The sequence below is a fragment of the Pseudoalteromonas sp. S3785 genome (genome assembly GCF_005887365.1).
GTDB lineage: Bacteria > Pseudomonadota > Gammaproteobacteria > Enterobacterales > Alteromonadaceae > Pseudoalteromonas.
The window spans coordinates 64,930-87,884 of sequence record NZ_PNCT01000030.1 but is presented as its reverse complement, the minus strand read 5'-3'; the positions used below and the strand labels follow the sequence as shown (position 1 = coordinate 87,884).

Here is a 22,955-nt window from a genome sequence, read left to right as displayed (position 1 = left end):
CGATTCTCTCAGATTAAGATATTATTTGTACGACTGTAGCTCAGTTGGTTAGAGCGCTACCTTGACATGGTAGAGGTCGGTGGTTCGAATCCACTCAGTCGTACCAAAACTATTCTTCCTTTTGAATAAATATATATTTGTACGACTGTAGCTCATTTGGTTAGCACTACCAACTCTCTATGCCCACGCCGAAATCGGTGGTTCGAATACACTCAGTCGTACCAAAACTACTCCCCTTCGAAAAAATACTTACAGTAAGTATAAAATTGTTTAAATATATGTCGCCGTATTACGTATGAATTAATGCAGCTTGCTCTTTAATGCCAAGTAAAGCGGTTACTTTAGGGCACTAATTTTGATTCATTTATATACTATTTATTAAGAGTTTGATTATAATCACTTAGCGGTTTTTTTAAGTGAGTTTAGGTATGGTGCGGATTGGTAAATTAACAGTGTTGTTCTTTTGCATTTTGTTTAGCCCGCTAGTACATGCATACCCACTAAATACTGATAAAATTACGCTAAAAGATGATGACCTGTGGCGCCCTGTCACAGCATTTAATACCACACCTTCTGCTCAACAAGTCATTACATCATATAAAAACAGTTCTGAAATAAGCACTCTGCTCGGTAAAAGTGGCGCTGTAGTGACAAAAGTGGCACTAAATAGCCCCACCACTGGTGATTGGTATGTGCTTCCTCAGGCCAATTTTATCGATGTTGGCTTAGCCTTTTGGCAAACCGAACAGGGGGATATAGTTAAGCTTGCTGATTTTTCGCAGTCACACGTTAACCAACCGGCTATTTTAATGCATGGTCAGGCATTTAAACTGCCCTTTTTTGAACCAAGCAAGGGCTATTTGTGGATATATTTAGAAGCCAAACATTACCCCACCCCAGTTGATCTGACTATTTTAGATGAGGGTGCATTTTTACATCATCAATTTTATATAAACTCAGTAAGCCTTATTGCTATTTCAGTCATGCTTACATTAGCAATATTGGCCTTGGTAATGTTTTTAAATGTAAAACAAAAAGTGGCCTTATTTTGTGCTGGCTATGTTGGTTTACATGGCTTTGGTTGGGCGTTTGCCTCAGGTGCTGTCAATGCAGTTTACGCCAGTCCCACTTTTAATAAACATTACTTAGGTATGTATTTATTCGCCTTTGCTGTGAGTTGCGCTGGCGCATTTACCTACTACCTATTTAACTTTGATAAAGAAAAAACAAACAAGCTGGCACGCGCATTAAAATACTTCTCTATTACTGCCCTTGTATGTGGCGTTTGCAGTCTATTAATGCCCTTTTATGTGGTGTTTTATACCGCGCATTTTTTAGCAGCAATATGGGTTACGCTTAGTTTAACTACCGGGTTTGCTATGCTTAGCCTGAACGATTTTAGAGCCAAGTATTTTTTATTTGGCAATGTGCTCTATAGCCTCTCATTAGTAGTCTACGTTGCGTTTCATTTTAATTTAATAAATGCAACCTCAGCAGAAATCTTTGTGCTGTTCGCTTTAGCAATAGATTGCGTGTGTATATTATTATCTTTATCTGAGTGGCTGAAGTTAAAGCATCAAGCGTTTAATACCTTATTGTATGAATCTCGCTTTGACCCTCTAACCCAAGTTGGCAACCGATTATTATTAGATGATGAGCTGGTTAAACTTGCACATAGTGCTTACATCATTGTGTTTATAGATTGTGATGGAATAAAAAAAATAAACGATGGGCTTGGGCACGCCAAAGGGGATGCGTTTTTAATTAATGCAGCAAAATTAATGATACAGCATTTAGCGCAAGACGGCACCGTATTTAGAACCGGGGGCGATGAATTTATTTGGTTATGTAAAGTCAAAAACAAATCACACCTCCCCCAGCTAAAAACCACGCTCACCCAAAAGCTCAACGCATTACATAACACTATACAGCGTCAATGGCCGCAATCAGGTATTAGTTATGGCATAGCATCAAGCGATGAATGCCAAAGCCATACCGAGTGTTTAACCTTAGCGGATCAGCGCATGTATAACTTAAAATCAGCCCATAAACTCAAAGTATGCTGAGTTAATAGTGTTCACTTTTGGGTTTGTTACTTACCATAGTGTATTTAGATCATTAACCGTGTTAAGTACACTCGTGTATCCACCAGTAACTACGTACCACTGTGTTGGATTTAGATAATAAACATGATTTTTTTGCCAAGCGTTTGAATTTTTTATATAAGGTGAACTAGTTAATGCTTGCTTAATATTACTTTGTCCTGCGGTTGCTAGCCCTCTGTCGAGTATAAATAACCAATCAGGTTTTTTTTCTATGTATGCTCTTGTAAGGGTTGCAGCATGTTTGGCTTTTTGTGCTTTAGTTTGCTTTTTATTTGCTTTGCTATCGGTTTGTTTATTAATTTTACCAACGCTTGGAATACCTAACAGGTCATACACCATACCAAACCTATCGCCGGGTAAGTGTGCAATAAACACATCTTTTACGGTAAATAAAACTAGCCCTGCACCTTTACTTTTTGCTTTAGCCTGCAAAGTTAGGATTTTACTGTTTAGCTTTTCCCACAGTGACTTTGCTTGTTGTTTTTTATCAAAAATACTGCCCAGTAATAAAACATTTCTTTTAACGCTAGGCACAAAGGTATCGGCATTAACGGTTAAATCAATAGTTGGCGCAATACCCGATAGTTTATCAAGGGCCTTACGGCTTCGGCCACCCACAATAATAAGATCAGGTTTTATATCTTTGAGCTTTGCATAGTCGGGTTTAAATAAACTACCCGCTATTGCTTTATCAGAGGTGTTATAACCTGCCAAATAATCTGGGAACACGCCCTTAGCTACAGCGGTTACTTCAACATCAAGCGCTGTTATGGTATCGAGTACACCTAAATCAAAAACAACCACTTTTTTAGGTTTTTGTTTTATAACAACAGGCTTCTTTCCTGCATGCTCTATTGTTAAAGGGTAGTTGGCAAAACTTGCCACTGAATAAAAGCCGAACACTAAAATTATAAGTATATTTAAAAAATGACCGTACATTATTACTATTTCTTTTTGTGTAAGTATAGGTAATTGGTAGGCCATGCTATCACGCACACCTAAAAATAATAATGAGTCGTATTTGTTTTATTTGGTATAAAAGCGGTTTTTTGCGTTGCAGTTTCTAAAACACTTGGACATTTCTTCGCGTTTAAGAGGGTCAGTTGATCTTTGCGGACTGAAATTTGTTTAAACTAGGGGCTATTTAATCACGGCGCGATTTTTGTAACATGATGGATTAAGCAAAAGCCGAGTTACAAAGAGTAAATAGTCTCCAGGGAGACCCTTTGGGCAGCGACTGTTTGGCGTTAATACGACGTTAGCGCCTATTTATAGGGAATAACGAGATAGGCTCGACTTTGCCTAAATACCATACAGACTGATGAGAAGTTAACTTAAAAGCTCAACATACTCTAATTACTATTACATACTTTGGCATATTTCAGTATTCCAGGCTTTAGGTAAATTACCTTTAATATGATCTATAAAGGCGCGTTGCTTTTTCGCTAATTTACCAAATGGGTAACATAGCCAAATAGGCAGTGGATCCGCTACCCAGTCGTTTAAACAACGCTCAAAACACCCAGGATGAGCATTGAGCCGCATGCTGGCTTGCCACAGTGGTAATAAACCCAGCCCATGCCCGTGGCTTATTGCATCCCCCTGTAACACTAGCTGATCAGACTGAATACGTGACGAAGGTACTAGCACACTTAATGTCGTCCCACGCTGATCAGTCATCACTAGCTGCTCGCTTTTATTCCCAAGTAATTGAAGCCATTGTGTGTTTATCAAATCTTCCGGTGATTGTGGGTAGCCGTTACGGCTAAAATACTCTTTACTACCAAATACGCCTTGCCATAACATGCAGAGTTTTTCTTGGCGTTGGCTGGTCTCTGGGAGAGAGCCCATACAAAGTAAAATATGATCTCGCCACTGATTTGAATTTGCCTTTATATCTGTTTTTAAAGTCACGCTCACATCAGGAAAGCGCGTTAAAAACTGAGCAACCACATCGCCTAGCCAACCTCTTAATAAACCATTATCAACATACACAACCACCTCGCCTTGTATCTTTTCATCGAGTGTAGCTAGTTCATGTTTGGCCTCATTAGCAATGCGAAGTATTTGCTCGCAATAACTATAAAAACGCAGCCCTGCCTCCGTAGGGACTAAGCTTTTAGGCATTCTTTTTAATAAAGTATAACCTGTATCTTGCTCTAAATTTTTTAGGTGTCGGCTAAGAGTAGATTTAGATAACTGAAGCGTTTTTGCAGAACTTGATAAACTGCCCGAACTAACAACAGACACAAAACTATGTAATTCTTTAAACTGTAACACTATAACCTCCTGCAACGTTTGAAATACAAAACAGGCTTACACCTTCAGTTAAACCTGTTTGTCATAAACAAACGAGTGCAATGTGTTGCGGCTTTTGCAACACATTGTTCCATTCAATTTCCTTTACATGATAACAATAAGAATTATCATTTGCACTTTATAAATAGAGGTCTACACGTAAAGGAGAACATTTTAATGTGCAACCGCTCATTGTTTAAGCAAGCACCATTGACCTGTAATAAGTTGCCTTTGGCTATTTTTATCCCTTTAGCCATGGGAGCTTCGGCCACAGAAAATAACAACGAAATGGAAACAATGGTTGTAACAGCAACCGGTTACCAACAAAAAATTATAGACGCCCCTGCTTCTATCTCGGTCATATTACAAGAAGAGTTACGTAAACAATCTTATACCACTGTGGTGGATGCTGTTCGCGATATACCCGGCGTATACGTCAGTGGTGGCGGTAATATGCAAGATATTAGTATTCGCGGTATGGATGATCAGTACACCCTATACCTTGTTGATGGCCGCCCTATTTCAGCGGGTCGCTCTGTCAATACCAACGGTGCCGATGGAGGCAAACAAATTGGTATACCACCGCTTGCAATGATTGAACGTGTAGAAGTTATTCGCGGCCCTATGTCATCGCTTTATGGCTCAGAGGCAATGGGGGGTGTAATTAATATTATTACCCGTGCAGCCCCTCAACACTGGTCAGGCAGTTTGGCGGCCAGTTATACCTCATCGATGAATGATGTAAGTAATGATGAGTACAATAGTGACTTTTATCTGGGCGGCGCTTTAATAAAAGACGTATTAGGCGTTGAGCTTACAGGGTCTTTACAGCATACCGATGAAAGTGGTTATTCAGGCGGTGGAGACTCTGCTGCAAGCCGCCCTGATTCGGATACAACGCAATTTGGTGTAAAATTTAATTGGGCTGTAAATGCTAAAAACCGAATGAGCTTAGCTTACAATACATCAAACATTGATTTTAAGCATACGCCAGGTGAGTCTATTGCGGCTGATGCCGAAGGGTCTCAATACGAATATGAGAAGCAAATGTATGTAATTACTCATAATGGTAATTATGGCAAGCTAACTACAAATACGTATCTTCAGCAAGACTTATCGGAACGTGTTCAAAATGAAGATAAAAAAGAAGAAGTGATCACGCTAAATAGTTCGGCAACTTACGCAGGCGATAAGCACATTTATACTGTTGGCGCACGCTATAAAACAGAAGAGCTCGTTGATGAAACCAACGGTTTACTTGATGCTAACGTTGCTATTGCAAGTGACACGGTAGATCGGTGGATTGGTGCTTTATTCACAGAGGTTGAATGGAACTTTCTTGACGACTTAGCCATAACAACAGGCTTAAGATACGATAACGATGAGCAATTTGGTTCGCATTGGTCACCCCGCCTGTATGCCAACTGGCATATCACTAATAATTTTACTATTAAGGGCGGTGTTTCTACAGGGTATACGCAACCTTCACTCTCTCAAGCCACAGCTGGCTTTGGACGCGGTACTGGTGGCGGCGGGTCGCCTAATTTATCTGCAGATGGGACATCGATTTCACGTGCCTTGATCATAGGTAATCCTGATCTAGAGCCTGAAACCAGCGTAAACTACGAAGTAGGTTTTATTTATAACGACCCCAAAGTAGGTCTATCCACTAGCTTAACGCTTTATCAGACAAACTTTGATGATAAAATTGCAGAAGATCGATACTGTGTTAGCGAAAATATTGATAGGAATGACTTTGAAAACTACCAATGTGAATTCAGCGGCAATACCTATCAGTTTTTAAGTACGCAAAAAAATATCTCAAAAGCGCAGATGCAAGGGTTAGAAGCAACGATAAGCTACCGTATTAACCAAAGTTTACGTGTTAAAGGCGACTATTCTTACACTGATTCTGAGCAAAAAACCGGTGACTTTGCAGGCGAGCCTTTAAATAAAATACCAAAGAGCATGGCTAACATTAGCTTAAATTGGGACGCCAGCGATACTGTAAATTTATGGAGCCGTGTAAATTATCGTGGCGAAACAACCGACTACTTAAGTCGTACCAGCCTAAGTGATGGTACTCCGGGTTACACCATGATGGATATAGGTGCTCGTTATTGGGTTACTGATGACTTAAAACTCATGGCTGGCTTATATAACGTAACAGACCGTGTAGTTACCAACGAGACTTATGGCGTTGTATTAGATGGTAGAAGGCTTACTCTAAGCTTTAACTATGACTTTTAATAAACTCTAATTGAATAGGGGCGTTTAACACGCTCCTACCTTCCCTATTTTGCCAATTTATTTAAATAACCTTACAAATCCCTATCCCCGTTGATTCATTATAAAACTTGCCATTAATGGCTTTGATAACCTACCGCCCCTTATGCAGCATTTAATTAAATTACATGAAATTTATTAAACGGCTAAACAGTACAAAAAAAATAAGAACAAAGTTATACTGGCGCTAATTTGTCTGGCGAATAAAGCTATAAGTAATACGATTAAATTACCCCAATTAGGAGTTGTACATGGAACATATTATTTCGGGCGTGGCTAAGTTTCAAAAAGAAGTTTACCCATCAAAAAAAGCAGCGTTTCAAAAACTAGCCAATGGTCAAAACCCAGAAGTGTTATTTATCACCTGTGCCGACTCACGTATCGACCCTAACTTAGTAACTCAAACCGAACCCGGTGAATTATTTATTTGCCGTAACGCGGGCAATATTATCCCGCCGCACAGTAATCAAACCGGTGGCATGACTGCCTCAATTGAATTTGCAGTGGCAGCGCTGGGCGTATCACACATTATTATTTGTGGACACTCAGACTGTGGAGCTATGAAAGGCGCTATAAATACTGAGGGTTTATCAAGCTTGCCGCACGTTAAAGAGTGGCTTGGTCACAGCCGCGTAGCAACAGAAGTTGTAAAAGAAAAATGCGGTTGCGCAGAGCTAAATAATAACGAACACCTAGGCTTGGTAATTGAAGAGAACGTAGTACAACAGTTACAGCATATAAAAACACACCCTGCTGTGGCTGCAAAAATTGCAACTGGTCAAATTAAGCTACACGGCTGGGTATATGATATTGAATCTGCAGAAATTAAAACCTACGATGAAGCAACAGGCAGCTTTAAACCTGTTGAAGATACCGATGTAGAAACCCTGGCAAAGCAAAGTAAGTAAGCCGCTTTACAGTATTAATACGCCTAGTGTTTTTTATCTCAAAATAACATTAGGCGTATTTTTTATTCATACCCTAAACGTCTCCCCCGTTATTAGTTAACGGCACAAAATGCACTTTTGTTGACTACTTAGCACGTCGTAGCCTCTTTATTTGCACTTCTATAGTGCTAGCACCGCACCAAAACCACTCAAATATGTGTAAATAAAACCATTCAAAAGCAGTGTAGCTTTTAAAAAACAAACACTTATAAAATTGGTCGTATTTTTGCTTACAAGATAACCATACTGTTCGTTATTAAAACGACACACATTTAGGTTGTTATGACCACAGGCAAAGAAGCCCGCTCGCAGTTACATTAACTTGTATCTGTGGCGGGCTTTTTTGTTTTAAATTAAACCGTCATTGAGGGGATACCAATGCAAACACCAACAAAAATACTCATTATTGGTAATGGGATGGTTGGGCACCATTTTGTAGAGCAAATGCGCCAAAGCGACGCTAATGCACACATTACCGTACTGTGCGGGGAAGCAAATTTAGCATATGACCGTGTTTACTTATCCAGCGTATTTGATGGTAAAACAGCCGCCGATTTAGCCCTCACCACCTTTGATAATTATCAGCAGTTAAATATAAATGTACATACTAATCAGTGGGTTAATGAAATAGATAAAACAAACAAAGTAGTTAACACTCAAACTGGTGATACGTTTAGTTACGATAAGCTTATTTTAGCAACAGGGTCGTACCCGTTTGTACCGCCTATTAAAGGGAATGACCAACCCCATTGCTTGGTTTACCGTACCCTAGAGGATTTAGAGCAAATAAAAGCAAGCGCCGCTCAAAGTAAAAGTGGCGTTGTTATAGGTGGCGGTTTATTAGGACTTGAAGCGGCCAATGCAATTAAGCAACTTGGACTTGATACACATGTTGTTGAATTTGCACCTCAACTTATGGCAGTCCAACTCGACTCTCAAGGTGGCACGCTGTTAAAAAATAAAATAGAAAAGCTGGGCGTAAGCGTGCATACCGCTAAGGCCACCAGCGAAATAGTAAAAGGCGAAACAAGCCGTTACAGACTAAATTTTTCAGATGACACGTTTTTAGAAACCGACTTAATTTTGTTCTCGGCCGGTATTCGCCCTTACGATGAGTTAGGTAAAGTAGCCGAGCTAGAATTAGGAGAGCGCGGCGGTATTATAATCAATAATCAATGCCAAACATCAGACCCTGATATTTATGCCATTGGTGAGTGCGCCCTTTGGGATAAAAAACTTTTTGGTTTAGTAGCACCTGGCTACAACATGGCCCGCGTTGCAGCAAGTCAACTCACAGGCGGCAACCTTGAGTTTTTAGGCGCCGATATGAGCACAAAATTAAAGCTCCTTGGTGTAGAGGTAGGTTCTATTGGCGATGCGCACGCTAAAACCCCTGATTGCAAAGCGCTCATTTATCAAGATCCTATTCGTGATTGTTATAAAAAAATTATTTTAAATGAGGCCGGCAATAAGTTATTAGGCGCAGTACTTGTTGGCGATACAAGCGATTACGACACCTTGCTACAATACATGTTAAACGACATGGAGTTACCGGCTCATCCTGAGTGCCTCATTTTACCTGACAGCGAAGGCGCACCTGTTTTAGCTGGGAATGCCCTGCCCGATACTGCCACTATTTGTTCATGCCACAATGTAAGTAAAGGCGATATAGTGGGTGCCATTGATAGCGGCTCATGCGATTTATCTGCAGTTAAAGCGTGCACCAAAGCCGCCAGTGGCTGTGGCGGCTGTGCCGCGTTATTAAAATCGGTAGTCGACAGTGAGCTTGAAAGCCGTGGCGTTGAAGTAAATAACCATGTGTGTGAGCATTTTGCTTATTCACGCCAAGAGCTGCTACATATAGTAAAAGTCGAAAGCATTAAAACCTTTGATGATTTACTCACTAAGCATGGCAGCGGTCATCACGGCTGTGAAATATGTAAACCCGCAGTGGCTTCTATTTTAGCCTCAACATGGAACGACTTTATTTTAGAGCCTGCTCATGTTGGCCTGCAAGACACTAACGACACTTACCTAGCTAATATGCAAAAAGATGGATCCTACTCTGTAGTACCACGTATTGCTGGTGGTGAAATTACCCCCGACAAACTCATTGTCATTGGCCAAGTGGCCAAAGACTTTAACCTGTATTGTAAAGTCACCGGTGGGCAGCGTATTGATTTATTTGGTGCACGCCTTGAAGAGCTCCCTATTATTTGGGAAAGACTTATAGCCGCAGGTTTTGAAACCGGCCATGCGTATGGTAAATCGCTCAGAACGGTTAAATCGTGTGTTGGCAGTACGTGGTGTCGCTATGGTGTACAAGACAGTGTTGGCCACGCAATTGCGATTGAAGAGCGCTACAAAGGATTACGCGCACCGCATAAAATTAAAATGGCCGTTTCTGGCTGTACTCGCGAATGTGCTGAGGCACAAAGCAAAGATATAGGCGTAATAGCGACCGAAAATGGCTGGAATTTATACGTGTGTGGTAACGGCGGTATGCGTCCACGCCATGCTGATTTATTTGCGACCGACTTAGATACCGACACACTCATTAAATACATTGACCGTGTGCTCATGTTTTACATTAAAACCGCCGATAAGCTACAGCGCACCTCAGTGTGGTTGGAAAATTTAGAGGGCGGGTTAGATTATTTAAAAAGCGTAGTAATAGACGACAGCTTAGGTATTTGCCACGAACTTGAAATGCAAATGGCGCTTATAACTAAAACTTATGCCTGCGAATGGAAAAAAGCAGTCGAAAGTCCTGAGGCCTCAAAACGGTTCCGCCAATTTATTAATAGCCCAGATGCCGATAGCAATATTTTATTTGTACAAGAGCGCGACCAAATTCGCCCTGCTACTGAGTCTGAAAAACGGAACCAACAAAATTCAACAAACCGTATCCCCGTAATGGAAATTGAGCAGGAGCAAGCTGATGTATTGGCATAAAATTGGAACAATCGATGATCTAGTTGCTAATAGTGGCGTATGCGCATTAGTAAACAACCAGCAAGTGGCCATATTTTATGTTCCACAAAATAGTGAGCCTGTGTTAGCCATTAGCAACTACGACCCGATAGGCAAAGCCAATGTACTATCGCGCGGTATTATTGGCTCTATTGATGGCAAATTAGTAGTGGCCTCCCCTTTGTATAAGCAACATTTTTGTTTAAATACTGGCGAATGCCTAGAAGCAGAGGCAATACAGCTACCCGTATTTGAAGCCAAAATAGACAATGGCAATGTTTTTGTTAGTGCTGAGCCAAAAGCCATTACAGCGTTAGCATGAGGAGCATAAAATGAGTGTTCTTTCATATTTTTCGGGTATTGAAAGCCCATGGCTAAACAAATTTGTTAATAAGCTAACTCAAGATACAAAGCACAAAGCTGAACACCCAAAAAGCGGCCACGTGTATTTAATTGGAGCAGGCCCGGGCGATGCTGAGCTTATAACGGTTAAAGCGCAGCGCCTGATTGCAGCAGCCGACGTGGTATTGTACGACAGCTTAGTAAGCGAAGCGCTTTTAAATACCATACCTAAACATGCACAGCGTGTATATGTAGGTAAACGCGCTGGTAAACATTCTATGCCCCAAGCTGCCATAAGTGCCCTATTAGTAAAATATGCACAACAAGGGTGTAAAGTTGTTCGTTTAAAAGGGGGTGATCCGAGTATTTTTGCGCGAATCAATGAAGAGGCGAGCGCCCTAACAGAGCACAATATTAATTTTGCTATTATACCTGGCGTTACCACAGCCTGTGCTGCTTCAGCGTATACCGGTATCCCCCTTACCGCCCGCGATGTGGCCCGAAGTGTTACGTTTTTAACGGCACAATTTGCCGATCCTAATAAACTCCCTAATTGGCACAACTACAGCTATGTGCAAAACGCCAATAATCCCACATTAGTCGTTTATATGGGGTTAGCGCGATTAAACGCATTAAGCACGGGCTTGCTATCAGTTGGCTGGCCTAAAACAACCCCTATCGCACTAATAGAAAATGCGACAACGAATAAACAAAAGATAATAACCAGCACGCTTGAGCATATTGTCAGTGAAGGTGCAGTTCATACATTAACAGGCCCTACGCTCATTATGGTTGGCGAGGTAATAAATCATAAAATGGCTGTTAGCCCAGAGCTGCTTAAGTATAGCGAGGTATAAATTCCCCCTCTGGTGTTTGCTTTGTGTAGTTTACAGAGTAAACACTTTTTTTTCTTATTTTACAAAGGACGCAATGGGGTGCATAAATCACAAATTTTGCACCAAAAAGGTTTATTACTGTATTAAATACACAACAGTTAATAGGCAAACAAATAAAAACAATGGCTTTAAGAGACTGTTTTAATTTAGTTTTAAATTCAATCAATGCATTTTTAAATGTTTGGAACAGTGGTTGCACTTTAAAAACAAAACAGTGCGGAACAAGTCCTATGTTATCGAGCAACCCTCTCACAAAACAGTTTTTATTAGCAGCAAAATACCAAGAGATTCATGCCTTAAAACAGCTTCAAAAAAGCTGTGCATCACTTACTAAACTGGGCGATTTTATACATCAGTTACAAAAAGAGCGCGGCATGAGCAATATTTATCTCGCCTCAAACCGCAAGCGTTTTACTTCGCAGCTAAAGCAACAGATTAGCTTAACAGAACAAACGCAAACACAGTTTTACCAGTCAATAAAAACGACTTTTATTACCGATAACGCCGACACAGGCCACACCCGTTTATACAATTTAATTACCCATAGTTTGCAATCGTTAGATGCGCTACCAAACCTTAGAGTACAAATAGCAAATCAAAAAGTGAGTCCTGTGCATGCTACCCAATCATACACACAGCTTATATCGTATTTACTTAATATTATTTTAGAAGCCGCCGATGGCGCAAGCGATCCGCGCGTTACTCGCTTGCTTGTTGCCTACTTTAACTTTATGCAAGGTAAAGAATATGCTGGGCAAGAACGTGCATGCGGCGCGCAAGCGTTTGCATCAAGTAAGTTTACTGTAGAGCAAAAACAACAGCTTGCGCATTTTGTTCAACAACAGCACCACAGCTTTACGTTTTTTAACGAGTACGCCGACGACCATGTATTAAAATGCTACCGATCTTTAACTGATCACCCCGTCAATAAACAGGTAGATCAGCTGAGGGGGCTTTTACAAAATTTAGATGACGAAAACGCGCAGCCGCTCTCTCAACTTAGTGAAGTGTGGTACGAGGTGACAACAACGCGCATAGATATTATGCATAAGATTGAGCAAAACCTCAGTGACTACCTTATTGACACTGCAGCAATGCAAATAGCTCAGGCACAGCGAACTTTAAATTCAAACAAACAGGTTATAAGCAGCCTAGAAGAGCAATACATGCCAATTACTGATGGCCAACTCGCGTTTAAGCAAAGCACACCCCAAAATACCGCCGCCAATAAACTCAATAGTAATAAAAGTATGTACGACTTAATCATGGAGCAAAGCCAGCATATTAAGCAAATAAATCAGGCTTTAGTTGATGCTAAACGAGTAATAACAGAACAAAAAATAATACATCAGGCAAAATATATTTTAATTGAACAGTTAAGCCTTAGCGAAGAGCAAGCTCATAAAAAATTACAACAGCAAGCAATGAACTCGCACTGCTCGCTTTATAATATTGCACAAAAAATTGTAGAGCTAAGCGATTAAAATCGGGCGTGTGGTTAGCGCCCAAAACCGCCTTAAAGTAAGGGTTTTAAAAAGCGGTTTTTACGCGGTAAGTAATAATCGTCGTAATCAAGCGACACAATAATGCGCTCTGCTTTGCCAAGTAGTTCGCTGCGAGGAATTAAACCAATCACACGCGAGTCAGCACTGTGGTCGCGGTTATCACCCATTGCTAAATAATAATCATCTGGAATGGTTATTTTATTAAAACCCGATAGCTGCGAAGGCGTATGCGCAACACGAATCATGTGCTTATGACCATTTAAGTCTTCTATTTTATCTAAAGAATCAATATTGCTTTGCAGATTATTGTAATTAACTTTAACGCCATTAATGACAAGCTCGTTATTGTAAAGTGCAACAGTATCGCCAGGTACACCAATTACGCGTTTAATTAACCGATTTTCTGCAGCTTGAGAATCAAATACAATAATATCGCCTGTTTTTGGGTCGGCTAATTTTACTAAAGGTATATGCGTAAACGGAATGCGAATATCGTAGGCCATTTTATCAGTTAATATTCTATCGCCTTCTAAAATAGTGGGTTTCATCGAGCCTGTCGGTACTTCATACCAATCGGCAACCGCGCTTCTAAACACGCTCATAAGCGCAATAAATAAAATTAACGAACGGTTATTTTTCCAAAATTTATAAAGTGCCTTCATACCTAGTCCCTATCTATCATAAGTACTAGTATGACTCGCTTAATACCAAGCAGTTCAATGAACAATGTAACAAAAAGTGTGTGGAACTTAAGGCAAGATTACCAAGGCTTATGCCTTGGTAATGAGTAACTTGTTGGGCTTATTGCTGGTTTAGCTTATCTTTCGCTTCTTTTACCTTTTCAAAGTCTAAGCCTAGCTCGTCGGTAGCCTCTTTAATTAAATGCGGTTGAGTCATTACCACCGCCATTAATTGCTGTAGTTTTTCAGGTGGAATACCAAGCTCTTGCACTAGTGCCATAGCCATCATTGGGTTTTGCGTAAAGGCTTCGAATAGTGCTTTTACTTTTTCGTCGCTTACGTTGTGCTCTTTAAGTATTGCTAGTATTGGATTCATTATTAACCTTATGTGTTTTTTATAGGGCTTAGTATATGGGCTAAACCCTAAAATTAAAGAGTTACTCTACCAGTAGTACCACTTTACCTGCATTTTCATTACGCTCTAATATTGCGTGCGCTTCGCTTGCATCGCTCCACGGTAGTGTTTTATAAACGTTAAACTCGTACTTTCTAGTTGCAATATCATTGTAAAAACGCGCGACTAAATCATCGCGTAATTGGCGTTTAAACTCAATGCTCCGGTTTCTAAGTGTTGAGGCATGAAACGAAATACGTTTGCGTAACAACGCTGCAAAATCAACCTCAGCAAAACGCCCATCTAAAAAAGCAAGCATAATAATTTGGCAATCCATGGCCGCAATAGCCGCATTTTTATTTAAATAACTGCCCGAAACAGGATCTACGATTACATTTGCTGAAAGCTCATTTGCTTGCATATATTCTACAAAGTCAGTTGTTTTGTAGTTAATGGCATGATCGGCGCCAAGCGCTTTTGCATGTTGGCATTTTTCATCTGAGCCGGCAGTAATAACCACCGTTGCACCTGCACTTTTAGCCATTTGAATAGCCGCACCACCTACTCCACTTGCCCCTGCATGAATAAGCGCTGTTTGGCCTTGTTGTAATTTACCAAGTTCAAAAAGCGCACCAAATGCTGTTAGGTATACTTCGCTAATGGCAGCACCTTCTACCATGGTTAGCTCATCGGGTAATGCCATTAATTGTTTGGCATCTATAGCTACGTACTCGCTGTAAGCCCCGCCTGCGCACAAGCTAAAAATACGTTTATGAAGCCAGCTTTTATCCACTTCACTGCCAAGCTCAACCACTGTGCCTGCACACTCTAAACCTAAAATGGGGCTATCCCCAGCTGGCGCTGGATATTTACCTTGGCGCTGCATGCAATCAGCGCGATTTACACCTATAGCAGATACTTTTACTAGCACTTCGTGGCTTTTTATAACCGGTTTATCGGTTTCACTTAATGCAAGGGTGCCATCCTCATGAGAAATATATTTCATTAATGCTCCGTATTAAGTTTTATAAAAATTTATAATAGTTAAGACATGGGGTTGGTTATTTTTATTTAAACCGCCAACTTTTTTTATACGGGTACACATCGGGCAAATAGCCTGATTTGATTTGTTGTTGGCAAGCTTGCCAAAAATCGGCTAAAAACAGATCGCTATGTTCATCGTTAAAATAGTTAAATGCCGTTTCGTTTGCACTAAAAAAAACCTTAAACTGGCTGGGGAATATATCGTTTTCTGCTATATCAAAGTAAGTATTACTACTTAACTCCTCAAGCGCGTTTTGCGCAGTAGGCACATCTCTAAAGTGACAATCAGTAAGCGGGCAAATTTCATCATAGTCGTAAAAAACCACACGACCCCAACGGGTTACACCAAAGTTTTTCATTAGCATATCCCCTGGGAATATATTAGCACCCGCTAAGTCTTTAATCGCTTTACCGTAATCGGTCATAACCTGTTGTAATGCTTTGTCAGAGCAGTGATTAATGTATAAATTAAGCGGCGTCATTTTTCGCTCAACATACACATGCTTTAAAATAAGCGCCTTACCCGATATAACCATGCTACTGCCAATTTGTGCCTTCATTTGCTTAAGTAACTCGTCGCTAAAGCGGCTGAGGTCGAACGCTAAATACCTAAATTCATGTGTATCAACTAAGCGCCCTACGCGGTCGGCTTGCTTTACAAAATTGTACTTGGCTTTTACTTGTGCTTTTGTTGCTGTTTTGGGTGCGCTAAATTTATCTTTTATTACTTTATAAACGTAGTCTAGCCCTTCAGTGGTAAATACCAGCATAACCATGCCGGGTGTACCTGGTGCTGTCACGTATTTAAAATGAGTCGGGCTATTTTTAGTGGTATCAACTTTGTAACGATAAAACTCTGTTTTAGCGTGCTTAATAAAGCCAATCGCATTAAATAATTCAAACCGTTTTTTATGAGGCATCAGCACGCTTAAGTAATCTACATAGCGCGCGGGCTGGTCGGTATCCACCATAAAATAGGTGCGAGCAAAACCAAACAGTAAACTTAACTGATCAGCGCCCATCATTACGGCATCAAGCTTTAACCCTTTATTAGTATTTAATATGGCGATAGCAAAAGGCATATTATCGCCATTTGTAGCGATACAGCGCCCTATTAAGTAACAGGCTTTGTTTCTAAAAAATAATGAATTTGCGTATTCTATATATCCATTATTTAAATTTATAAGTTCATACACTTGTTTACATTGCTGCTTTGCACCAGCCATTAAGGTTGTTTGCAATGCGTGTAAATCGGCATCTAAATGACTAAACGGTACTCTAAATGCTTGGCGGGTAATGAGCGTTTTTACAGCATGGTTAAACCCATCTTTAAACGATATTCTCCTTACTAAGTTTTCATACGAACGCGGCTCGCTTCTATATTTTGCTTTTAATACAAACAAATGTACGGTACGTATTTTTTTATCGTCCCAAATTGCACCAAAGGTAGAATTAAAAAAGGTATGCGCTATGGGTTTATTTTCATGATTTTGCACCATATCGCCGTATATATTTTTAGCTAGCTGCCATGTTTGCGGGCAACTCAGTTCAGCGTAAGCAATTACTCTGACAGCTTCACTGACATTTTTTACTTCCCGTTCGTACACTTGTAAGCGCTCTCGCATGGCACTTTGCACATCGTGATACTTTTGTTGTTCAAACCGGCTTTGCGCACCTAGCGTAATATTTAAAAACTGCGCAAACATGGCTTCAAAGCCTGCAAAAACAGCGCGGGCCAACTTGGTAGCAATAACTTGCTGTAGCGCATTATTGGATTGATTAGTTAACGATTTTGACATGATTACAGCACTTTTATTTTTACCACTTATAGCGGTTATTTTTTATTAATTGTTTACACCTTAGCAAGCAGGCTTTAATTTAGGTAATTAATAAAGCATATAAATAAAATTTATTGAGCGTATTGACCTTTCGAGGTTAATTTTGCAGCCGTGAATTTGGCTTTTAAGCAAGGCAAAGCACATGTAGTGTGGTTACTCCCCATAAATGTACTTTAACGCCGCATAAAGGCCAAATACACACTGCCCAGAGGGTTCTTCCTAGGGACGATTAACTCTTTGTTGCACGATTTTTACTTATTCTTACATGGATGTAAGTCATTAGAATAACGCAGGAGCAGTTATCGAGCCCACTAGGTGGCAAATCTCGCGCCGCGATTTAACCGTCCCTAGATTGAACAAATTTCAACCCTGAAAGGCCAACACGCCCACATGAATATACGTAACGTCGATCTCAACTTATTAGTGTACTTAAATGTGCTCATTGATGAAAAAAGTGTTTCAAAAGCGGCTAATAAACTCGCGCTAACACAACCTGCCATGAGTAACGCACTTAAACGATTACGTGATTTATTTGACGACCCGCTACTTGTGCGTGCCGCAGGCTCTATGACCCCCACCAGCAAAGCACTTAGCTTAAAGCCTGAAATAGAGTCTCTTTTAAAAATGGCAGAGGCAATTACTCAGCCCAGTGAGCAATTTAACCCAGCAACGGCAGAGGTGACCTTTAGAATAATGGCAAACGACTACATGGAGTCGACCCTAATTGCCCCCTTTATTACTGAGCAGTTAACTAAAAACCCAGGGATTAATTTTGATGTACTTAGCCCAAGCGATGTAAACCTGCAAGATATGGAAAAAGGCACTATCGATTTAGCTATTAATCGATTTAACGGTCTACCACGCTCGTTTCATCAAGCCAGCGTTTGGCGAGATAATTACTGCTGTTTAACCCATCCTAAAAATACCTTTTTACAGCATTCAAGCCTTGATGATTACCTACAAAAAGAACACATTTGGGTAAACCGTGCTGGTTGGGGGCCTGAAGCCGCCGTTACCAATAAATCAGGCAAGCAAAAGCTCGGCTGGGTAGATGAAGCACTTTGGCAGTTAGAGCAAACCCGAAAAATACGGGTGTTTACACGCCACTACATGATTGCAAGTTTGCTATGCCAATCAGAGCAACTTATTGCTACTTTACCGCGCAGGCAGGCTAAATTATTAACCACGCATACCGATTTAGTCATTAGCCCAGTACCGTTTCAAATAGTCCCTATTGAGGTAAAAATGATATGGAGCCCGCTACTTCACCATGCTCCCGCACACCAATGGCTTCGCCGTGAGTTACTTGAGTTTGCTAAAACAATTGCTGATAGGTAGTTAGTAATTTTCTTTAATTTAAAATTCTGACTACAGCTTAAAATATATTTAAAAAAGTGTTTAAGGAAAGTCACTATCAACATTGATTATTCTAATTATTCTCTTAAAGAATTACATGAAGCACTTGAAACTATTGATGCAAACAAGTACCCACAAAGATACAAGCGCATAATAGAGGAGCTAAATAACCCAAAGAGAGTGGATCCTAAAGTTTTAAAGCAATTAGAAATATCAGAGCAAAACTCAAAGCAAGAAACTAAAGCATACGTAACTATTTTACTGGGCTTGTTTTTCATTCTATGGAGCTACTTTACTTATAACGATGGCGTTATACATAATAAAGGAGGGGAACGGGTAATTGCTTCTATCGAATCGAGTCCCAAAAAGTTCTATTTTTTTATTTTTGGTGGAATAGGCTTAGGGTGTATAACCGTCGCGCACGGCATAGAAACGTTAGTAAAGCAAAAAAAAGCTCACATGAATAACAATTATGAAGAATAAAAAAGAATACCCTTACCTGTGCGACAGCCGCCTTAGCTATATTTATAGATGTATAAAATGTGGTGCTTTTATTAAAAAAGGTATACAAGAGTGCTACCGATGTGAACATATTTTTTCAAAAGACGATGTTGATATTATGATCAAACAGTATCGTAAAAATTATAAGAAAAACTGGCATCATAAACTTTATTTCGTCGTTTTTATCACAACCATTATATGCGCATTGCTCTTTTAAAAATAAAAAAGCTCCATGGTATTCAACTTTGGGAAAATACCATGGCGCTTTTGAAATCGTAGAAATAGGAGTTAACCCTCCCCTTTACACTTAGCAACCTTGATGCCAACCCTCCACGTAAATAAAAAACATTTAAAATCAATCGCCTAATTAAATTATGCTTTTAACTATTATTTAGTGTGTCCCAGTTTTGTGCATTTTTATAGGTTTTTGCACCACTTTAATTAAGCATGCTAGGTGAGTTTTAGTAAGCTTTCATTTACTATTGATAAAATCAATATCAGTTATTGAAAACAACAATTTCATAAATAATACACTTAGCGCTAAAGTGAAGTTAAGCCAACAAACTAAGAGTAATGATTATGACAACATCAAGCTTCACACAACAAGACGGGTTATTTATTGATGCTAATTTACATCAGTTTATTACCCAGCAGTTATGCACTAAAACCAATGCCGCTGAGACATACCAAGCACTTGCTACCTTGGTTGACGAGTTTGGTTGTAAATGCCGTAAAACAAAGCACCAGCCCGATGACATTTTAGAAGTAGATACGCTACTGCATGCATACCAGCGTAAAGACCACCCGCTTTGTCATGTAGATGCACAAACAACCGAGGCGGTACTTGATGAATACTGCTGCCAAGTACCGGCAATTATAGTAGTTGCATTAATGGATACACTTAGCGGTACGCAGTGTGATGAACCTAATGCACACGATATTTATCACCGCGCTGCACAGCTTACTAATCGCCCATGTGTACACACGGCAAAAACAGCCACAGCGGCCTAATAATGGAGCTGCTTAAAAATACTCGATAACCTTTTGTGCAAAGTCATTGCAACTTAGGGTTATCGAGTCATTGCTATTCTGTGCTAAATCAAAAGTTACATTACCGTTTTTGAGTGCTTGTTCGAGCGCGTGTTCAATCAGCGTTGCTGCCTCATCCCAGCCCATAAACTTAAGCATTAAAGCGCCACTTAAAATACTGCTGCTTGGATTTGCTTTGTTTTGCCCTGCTATTCGCTCAAACGTGCCATGGGTTGGCTCAAAAAAAGCCACATCGTTATTTAAATTGGCTGCAGGCATTATTCCTACCCCCCCCACTTGTGCGCTAAGCATGTCGGCCAAAAAGTCGCCATTTTGATTTGTGGTTGCTACTACATCAAATTGCTCTGGGTTCATTAGGCATTGCTGCAGCATATTATCGGCTATCACTTCTTTAATGATTAAAGGCGGTTTATTTGCGCGTGCTATTTTAAGCCAGCGTCCGTTTTCGTGTGGAGTAGCGCTAAACTCATTTTGCGCTAAAGCAAACCCCCAACGTTTAAAGGCGCCATCGGTAAATTTAAGCACGTTCCCTTTATGGACAAGCGTTAACGATTCGCTGTTATTTTTAAGGGCGTAATTTATTGCATAGCGTACTAGGCGCTCGGAGCCTTCTTTAGATATATTTTTTATACCTATGCCACACTCTTGTGAAAACCTTAGACGCGTTACGCCCATTTCTTCACATAAAAAGTCGAGCATTTTCTCACTCTCTACGCTGCCGGCTTGCCACTCTATTCCTGAATAGACATCTTCGCTGCTATCTCGCAGCACTGTTATGTTAGTTAAAAATGGATTTTTTAACGGCGATGGCAACGCACTTAATCCTTTAACAGTGCGCATATTTACAAATAAATCCATTTCATGCCTTAGCGCCACATTTAGTGAGCGAAAACCGCCGCCAAGAGGTGTCGTTAACGGCCCTTTAATTGCTATTTTACAGGCTCGCACGGCATTAATCGTCTCCTCTGGGAACCAATCGCCATCATATAATTTTGCTGCTTGTTCGCCATTATATACTTGCATCCAATGGATTTTTCGCTCCCCGCAGTAGCAGTGTGCAATGGCATTATTGACCACATGCTGCATGGCAGGGGTGACCTCTTGCCCGACCCCGTCACCATTAATATAAGCAATAATAGGATTTACAGGCACATGCCACTGGCCTTTAGCATCAATAGTAATATTTTGTCCGTGCTCAGGGATTTTAATATGCTGATAAGCCATGCTTAATACCTATACTAAAATAGTGTTAGTTGATTAAATCATGCTTGCTTGTGCATGTATGCAATTTGCTTTTTATAATTGATATTAGTTAAAAAAATAGCAAATTACATGTGCTTAATTACGTGAATAGTGGGTCTAGTATTAAGCGCGTATTTAGGAGGTATAAATGAAGTTATTTTGGCTGTTATTGCTATTAATGTGCTCTTTAAAAGTCTCAGCGGTCGATGTGGTTATTCATAATTTAGACTCGCTCACGACTAAGGGCCAAAAAACAGTGGCTACTTGGATAAATCAAAGCCTTACAAAAACACAAAATACGTTAGGTCCATTACAACAAAGCACCTTACCTATTTATTTAAAGCCACAATATTTTGCTTTTGAACCCGTGCCATGGGCAAGTGTAAAACGCAGTAACCCAGATGGCTTAGAGCTGCATATTGACCGCTATGCAAGTTTAAAAGCTTTTACAAAAGATTGGACGCTCTACCATGAGCTTTCACATTTATATCTACCATTGCTGCCTTACTCAGGCTTTTGGCTCAGCGAAGGGTTTGCTAGCTACATGCAAAACGTCATAATGCGCGACAGCGGTGTGATCAGCCAAGCGCAATTTGTTCAGCGCTTGAACGCAGGGTTTGAGCGAGCACGCTTACAGACCAAAACAAAACAGCAACCGCTTAATAAGCTTTCAAGTGATATGTGGAAACAGCGCGCACAACAGCGCGTATATTGGACGGGAGCTGCATTTTTTGCAGAGGCTGATTTAGCTCTTCAAAAGCAAGGTAAAAGCGTCGCCACTGTAATAAAGCAATACCAAAAATGCTGCAGAACTGTACGCGCGAGTGCCAAAACACTTATAAAAGATTTAGATAAGCTCTCGCGCAGTAGTATTTTTACCACCTTGTACGCACAATATAATACACGTATCGACTTTCCTGTTATTACTAAAACGCAGTTAAATTCACTTTAAAGGCTTTTAATAAGTGCGCAATATTCATCATACGCATTGCCATCGTAATTAGCTGAGTACGCATTCATAAACCCGTGTAAAAATGGTGTTTTGTTACACGTAACTTGGCTTTTACTGGCTAAAGCACTTATCACTTCATCTACATTAAAATGCATTTCTGTATGTGGAAAAATAAACGTGCAAGGTACTTTTGCCGAAATATCTAAATGATTTCTAATTTGCGAAGGGTAAAAGCCGAACAGCTTTTTTAGGTGTGGATTGCCTGTTAATAACTGCGCACGCCATGCAGCACTTGCCCCTGCACTAAACCCTATGCACGTTGTGGGCTCTTTAAGGTTATTAAATACATTTAAAAGTTTTGCGGCATAATTATCATGACCACAGTCATTTATAAATTTATTATAATAATATTTTTCACTATCAATGGGTTGAAGCTGACCATTGTAGGGGTCTATGGCCACTGAAGTGACTTGTATATTATTTAATAACCGCTTGAAAGGTGCCGTTAAACCATAAATATCACTGACTATTATGTAATTCATACTT

General features: G+C 40.1%; 19 protein-coding genes and 2 tRNA genes. 13 read left to right on the top strand and 8 right to left on the bottom strand.

What is annotated here, in order from left to right:
* The first annotated feature begins 29 nt into the window (after window positions 1-29).
* From CWC17_RS08950 to CWC17_RS08945, 3 genes are all read left to right on the top strand, one after another.
* Window positions 30-106, top strand: a tRNA-Val gene (locus CWC17_RS08950).
* A gap of 35 nt (window positions 107-141) precedes the next feature.
* A tRNA-OTHER gene (locus CWC17_RS19360) sits at window positions 142-224 on the top strand.
* A 192-nt stretch (window positions 225-416) separates the two neighbouring features.
* The gene (locus CWC17_RS08945; RefSeq protein ID WP_138612648.1) at window positions 417-2,066 is read left to right on the top strand and encodes a sensor domain-containing diguanylate cyclase; all 1,650 of its coding nucleotides are present in this window, start codon (window positions 417-419) and stop codon (window positions 2,064-2,066) included.
* A 30-nt stretch (window positions 2,067-2,096) separates the two neighbouring features.
* Here CWC17_RS08945 and CWC17_RS08940 read toward each other — a convergent pair whose 3' ends face one another.
* A complete protein-coding gene (locus CWC17_RS08940) occupies window positions 2,097-3,089 on the bottom strand; it encodes a siderophore ABC transporter substrate-binding protein (protein ID WP_138612647.1) in 993 nt (330 codons plus the stop codon).
* Between the two features lie 378 nt (window positions 3,090-3,467).
* Complete coding sequence (locus CWC17_RS08935; RefSeq protein WP_171042077.1) at window positions 3,468-4,385, bottom strand: LysR family transcriptional regulator; 918 nt, start codon at window positions 4,383-4,385, stop codon at window positions 3,468-3,470.
* 195 nt (window positions 4,386-4,580) lie between these two features.
* Between CWC17_RS08935 and CWC17_RS08930 the strand changes: the two genes are divergently transcribed.
* The 6 genes from CWC17_RS08930 (at window position 4,581) to CWC17_RS08900 (ending at window position 13,331) form a co-directional block, all read left to right on the top strand.
* Complete coding sequence (locus tag CWC17_RS08930; protein WP_138612645.1) at window positions 4,581-6,653, top strand: TonB-dependent receptor domain-containing protein; 2,073 nt, start codon at window positions 4,581-4,583, stop codon at window positions 6,651-6,653.
* Window positions 6,654-6,940: 287 nt separating this feature from the next.
* On the top strand, window positions 6,941-7,597 hold the full coding sequence (locus CWC17_RS08925; protein ID WP_138612644.1) for a carbonic anhydrase: 657 nt from the start codon (window positions 6,941-6,943) through the stop codon (window positions 7,595-7,597).
* A gap of 417 nt (window positions 7,598-8,014) precedes the next feature.
* Window positions 8,015-10,591, top strand: a complete 2,577-nt coding sequence (gene nirB, locus CWC17_RS08920) for a nitrite reductase large subunit NirB (protein ID WP_138541235.1) — start codon at window positions 8,015-8,017, stop codon at window positions 10,589-10,591.
* Complete coding sequence (gene nirD / locus CWC17_RS08915) at window positions 10,578-10,931, top strand: nitrite reductase small subunit NirD (RefSeq protein WP_138541236.1); 354 nt, start codon at window positions 10,578-10,580, stop codon at window positions 10,929-10,931. The genes nirB and nirD overlap by 14 nt, the downstream gene beginning before the upstream one ends.
* A 10-nt stretch (window positions 10,932-10,941) precedes the next feature.
* A complete protein-coding gene (cobA, locus tag CWC17_RS08910) occupies window positions 10,942-11,808 on the top strand; it encodes a uroporphyrinogen-III C-methyltransferase (RefSeq protein ID WP_138541237.1) in 867 nt (288 codons plus the stop codon).
* A gap of 269 nt (window positions 11,809-12,077) precedes the next feature.
* Window positions 12,078-13,331, top strand: a complete 1,254-nt coding sequence (locus CWC17_RS08900; RefSeq protein ID WP_138541239.1) for a nitrate regulatory protein — start codon at window positions 12,078-12,080, stop codon at window positions 13,329-13,331.
* A 32-nt stretch (window positions 13,332-13,363) separates the two neighbouring features.
* Here the strand turns inward: CWC17_RS08900 and lepB are convergent, their stop codons facing one another.
* From lepB to aceK, 4 genes are all read right to left on the bottom strand, one after another.
* The gene (lepB, locus tag CWC17_RS08895) at window positions 13,364-14,014 is read right to left on the bottom strand and encodes a signal peptidase I (RefSeq protein WP_138541240.1); all 651 of its coding nucleotides are present in this window, start codon (window positions 14,012-14,014) and stop codon (window positions 13,364-13,366) included.
* 139 nt (window positions 14,015-14,153) lie between these two features.
* Window positions 14,154-14,408: a DUF2999 family protein gene (locus CWC17_RS08890; protein WP_004586776.1), complete on the bottom strand. Its 255-nt coding sequence runs from the start codon at window positions 14,406-14,408 to the stop codon at window positions 14,154-14,156.
* Between the two features lie 61 nt (window positions 14,409-14,469).
* Window positions 14,470-15,432: a zinc-binding dehydrogenase gene (locus CWC17_RS08885; protein WP_138541241.1), complete on the bottom strand. Its 963-nt coding sequence runs from the start codon at window positions 15,430-15,432 to the stop codon at window positions 14,470-14,472.
* Window positions 15,433-15,493: 61 nt separating this feature from the next.
* Window positions 15,494-17,269 (bottom strand): bifunctional isocitrate dehydrogenase kinase/phosphatase, encoded by a 1,776-nt coding sequence (gene aceK, locus CWC17_RS08880; RefSeq protein WP_138612643.1) that lies wholly within the window; start codon window positions 17,267-17,269, stop codon window positions 15,494-15,496.
* 429 nt (window positions 17,270-17,698) lie between these two features.
* On the opposite strand from aceK, the gene CWC17_RS08875 reads away from it, so the two are divergent.
* The 3 genes from CWC17_RS08875 (at window position 17,699) to CWC17_RS08860 (ending at window position 20,176) form a co-directional block, all read left to right on the top strand.
* Window positions 17,699-18,646 (top strand): LysR family transcriptional regulator, encoded by a 948-nt coding sequence (locus CWC17_RS08875; RefSeq protein ID WP_138541243.1) that lies wholly within the window; start codon window positions 17,699-17,701, stop codon window positions 18,644-18,646.
* A gap of 198 nt (window positions 18,647-18,844) precedes the next feature.
* On the top strand, window positions 18,845-19,147 hold the full coding sequence (locus tag CWC17_RS08870) for a hypothetical protein (protein ID WP_138541244.1): 303 nt from the start codon (window positions 18,845-18,847) through the stop codon (window positions 19,145-19,147).
* A gap of 597 nt (window positions 19,148-19,744) precedes the next feature.
* Window positions 19,745-20,176: a hypothetical protein gene (locus tag CWC17_RS08860; protein ID WP_138612641.1), complete on the top strand. Its 432-nt coding sequence runs from the start codon at window positions 19,745-19,747 to the stop codon at window positions 20,174-20,176.
* 12 nt (window positions 20,177-20,188) lie between these two features.
* Here CWC17_RS08860 and icd read toward each other — a convergent pair whose 3' ends face one another.
* The gene (icd, locus tag CWC17_RS08855; protein ID WP_138612640.1) at window positions 20,189-21,439 is read right to left on the bottom strand and encodes an NADP-dependent isocitrate dehydrogenase; all 1,251 of its coding nucleotides are present in this window, start codon (window positions 21,437-21,439) and stop codon (window positions 20,189-20,191) included.
* A 166-nt stretch (window positions 21,440-21,605) separates the two neighbouring features.
* Here icd and CWC17_RS08850 point away from each other — a divergent pair, with 166 nt between their 5' ends.
* Window positions 21,606-22,409, top strand: coding sequence for a M61 family metallopeptidase (locus tag CWC17_RS08850; protein WP_138612639.1), 804 nt, complete (start codon window positions 21,606-21,608; stop codon window positions 22,407-22,409).
* On the opposite strand, the gene CWC17_RS08845 is transcribed toward CWC17_RS08850, so the two are convergent.
* Window positions 22,406-22,951, bottom strand: coding sequence for a dienelactone hydrolase family protein (locus CWC17_RS08845; protein WP_138612638.1), 546 nt, complete (start codon window positions 22,949-22,951; stop codon window positions 22,406-22,408). The two genes, CWC17_RS08850 and CWC17_RS08845, sit on opposite strands and share 4 nt — an antisense overlap.
* Window positions 22,952-22,955 lie beyond the last annotated feature (4 nt).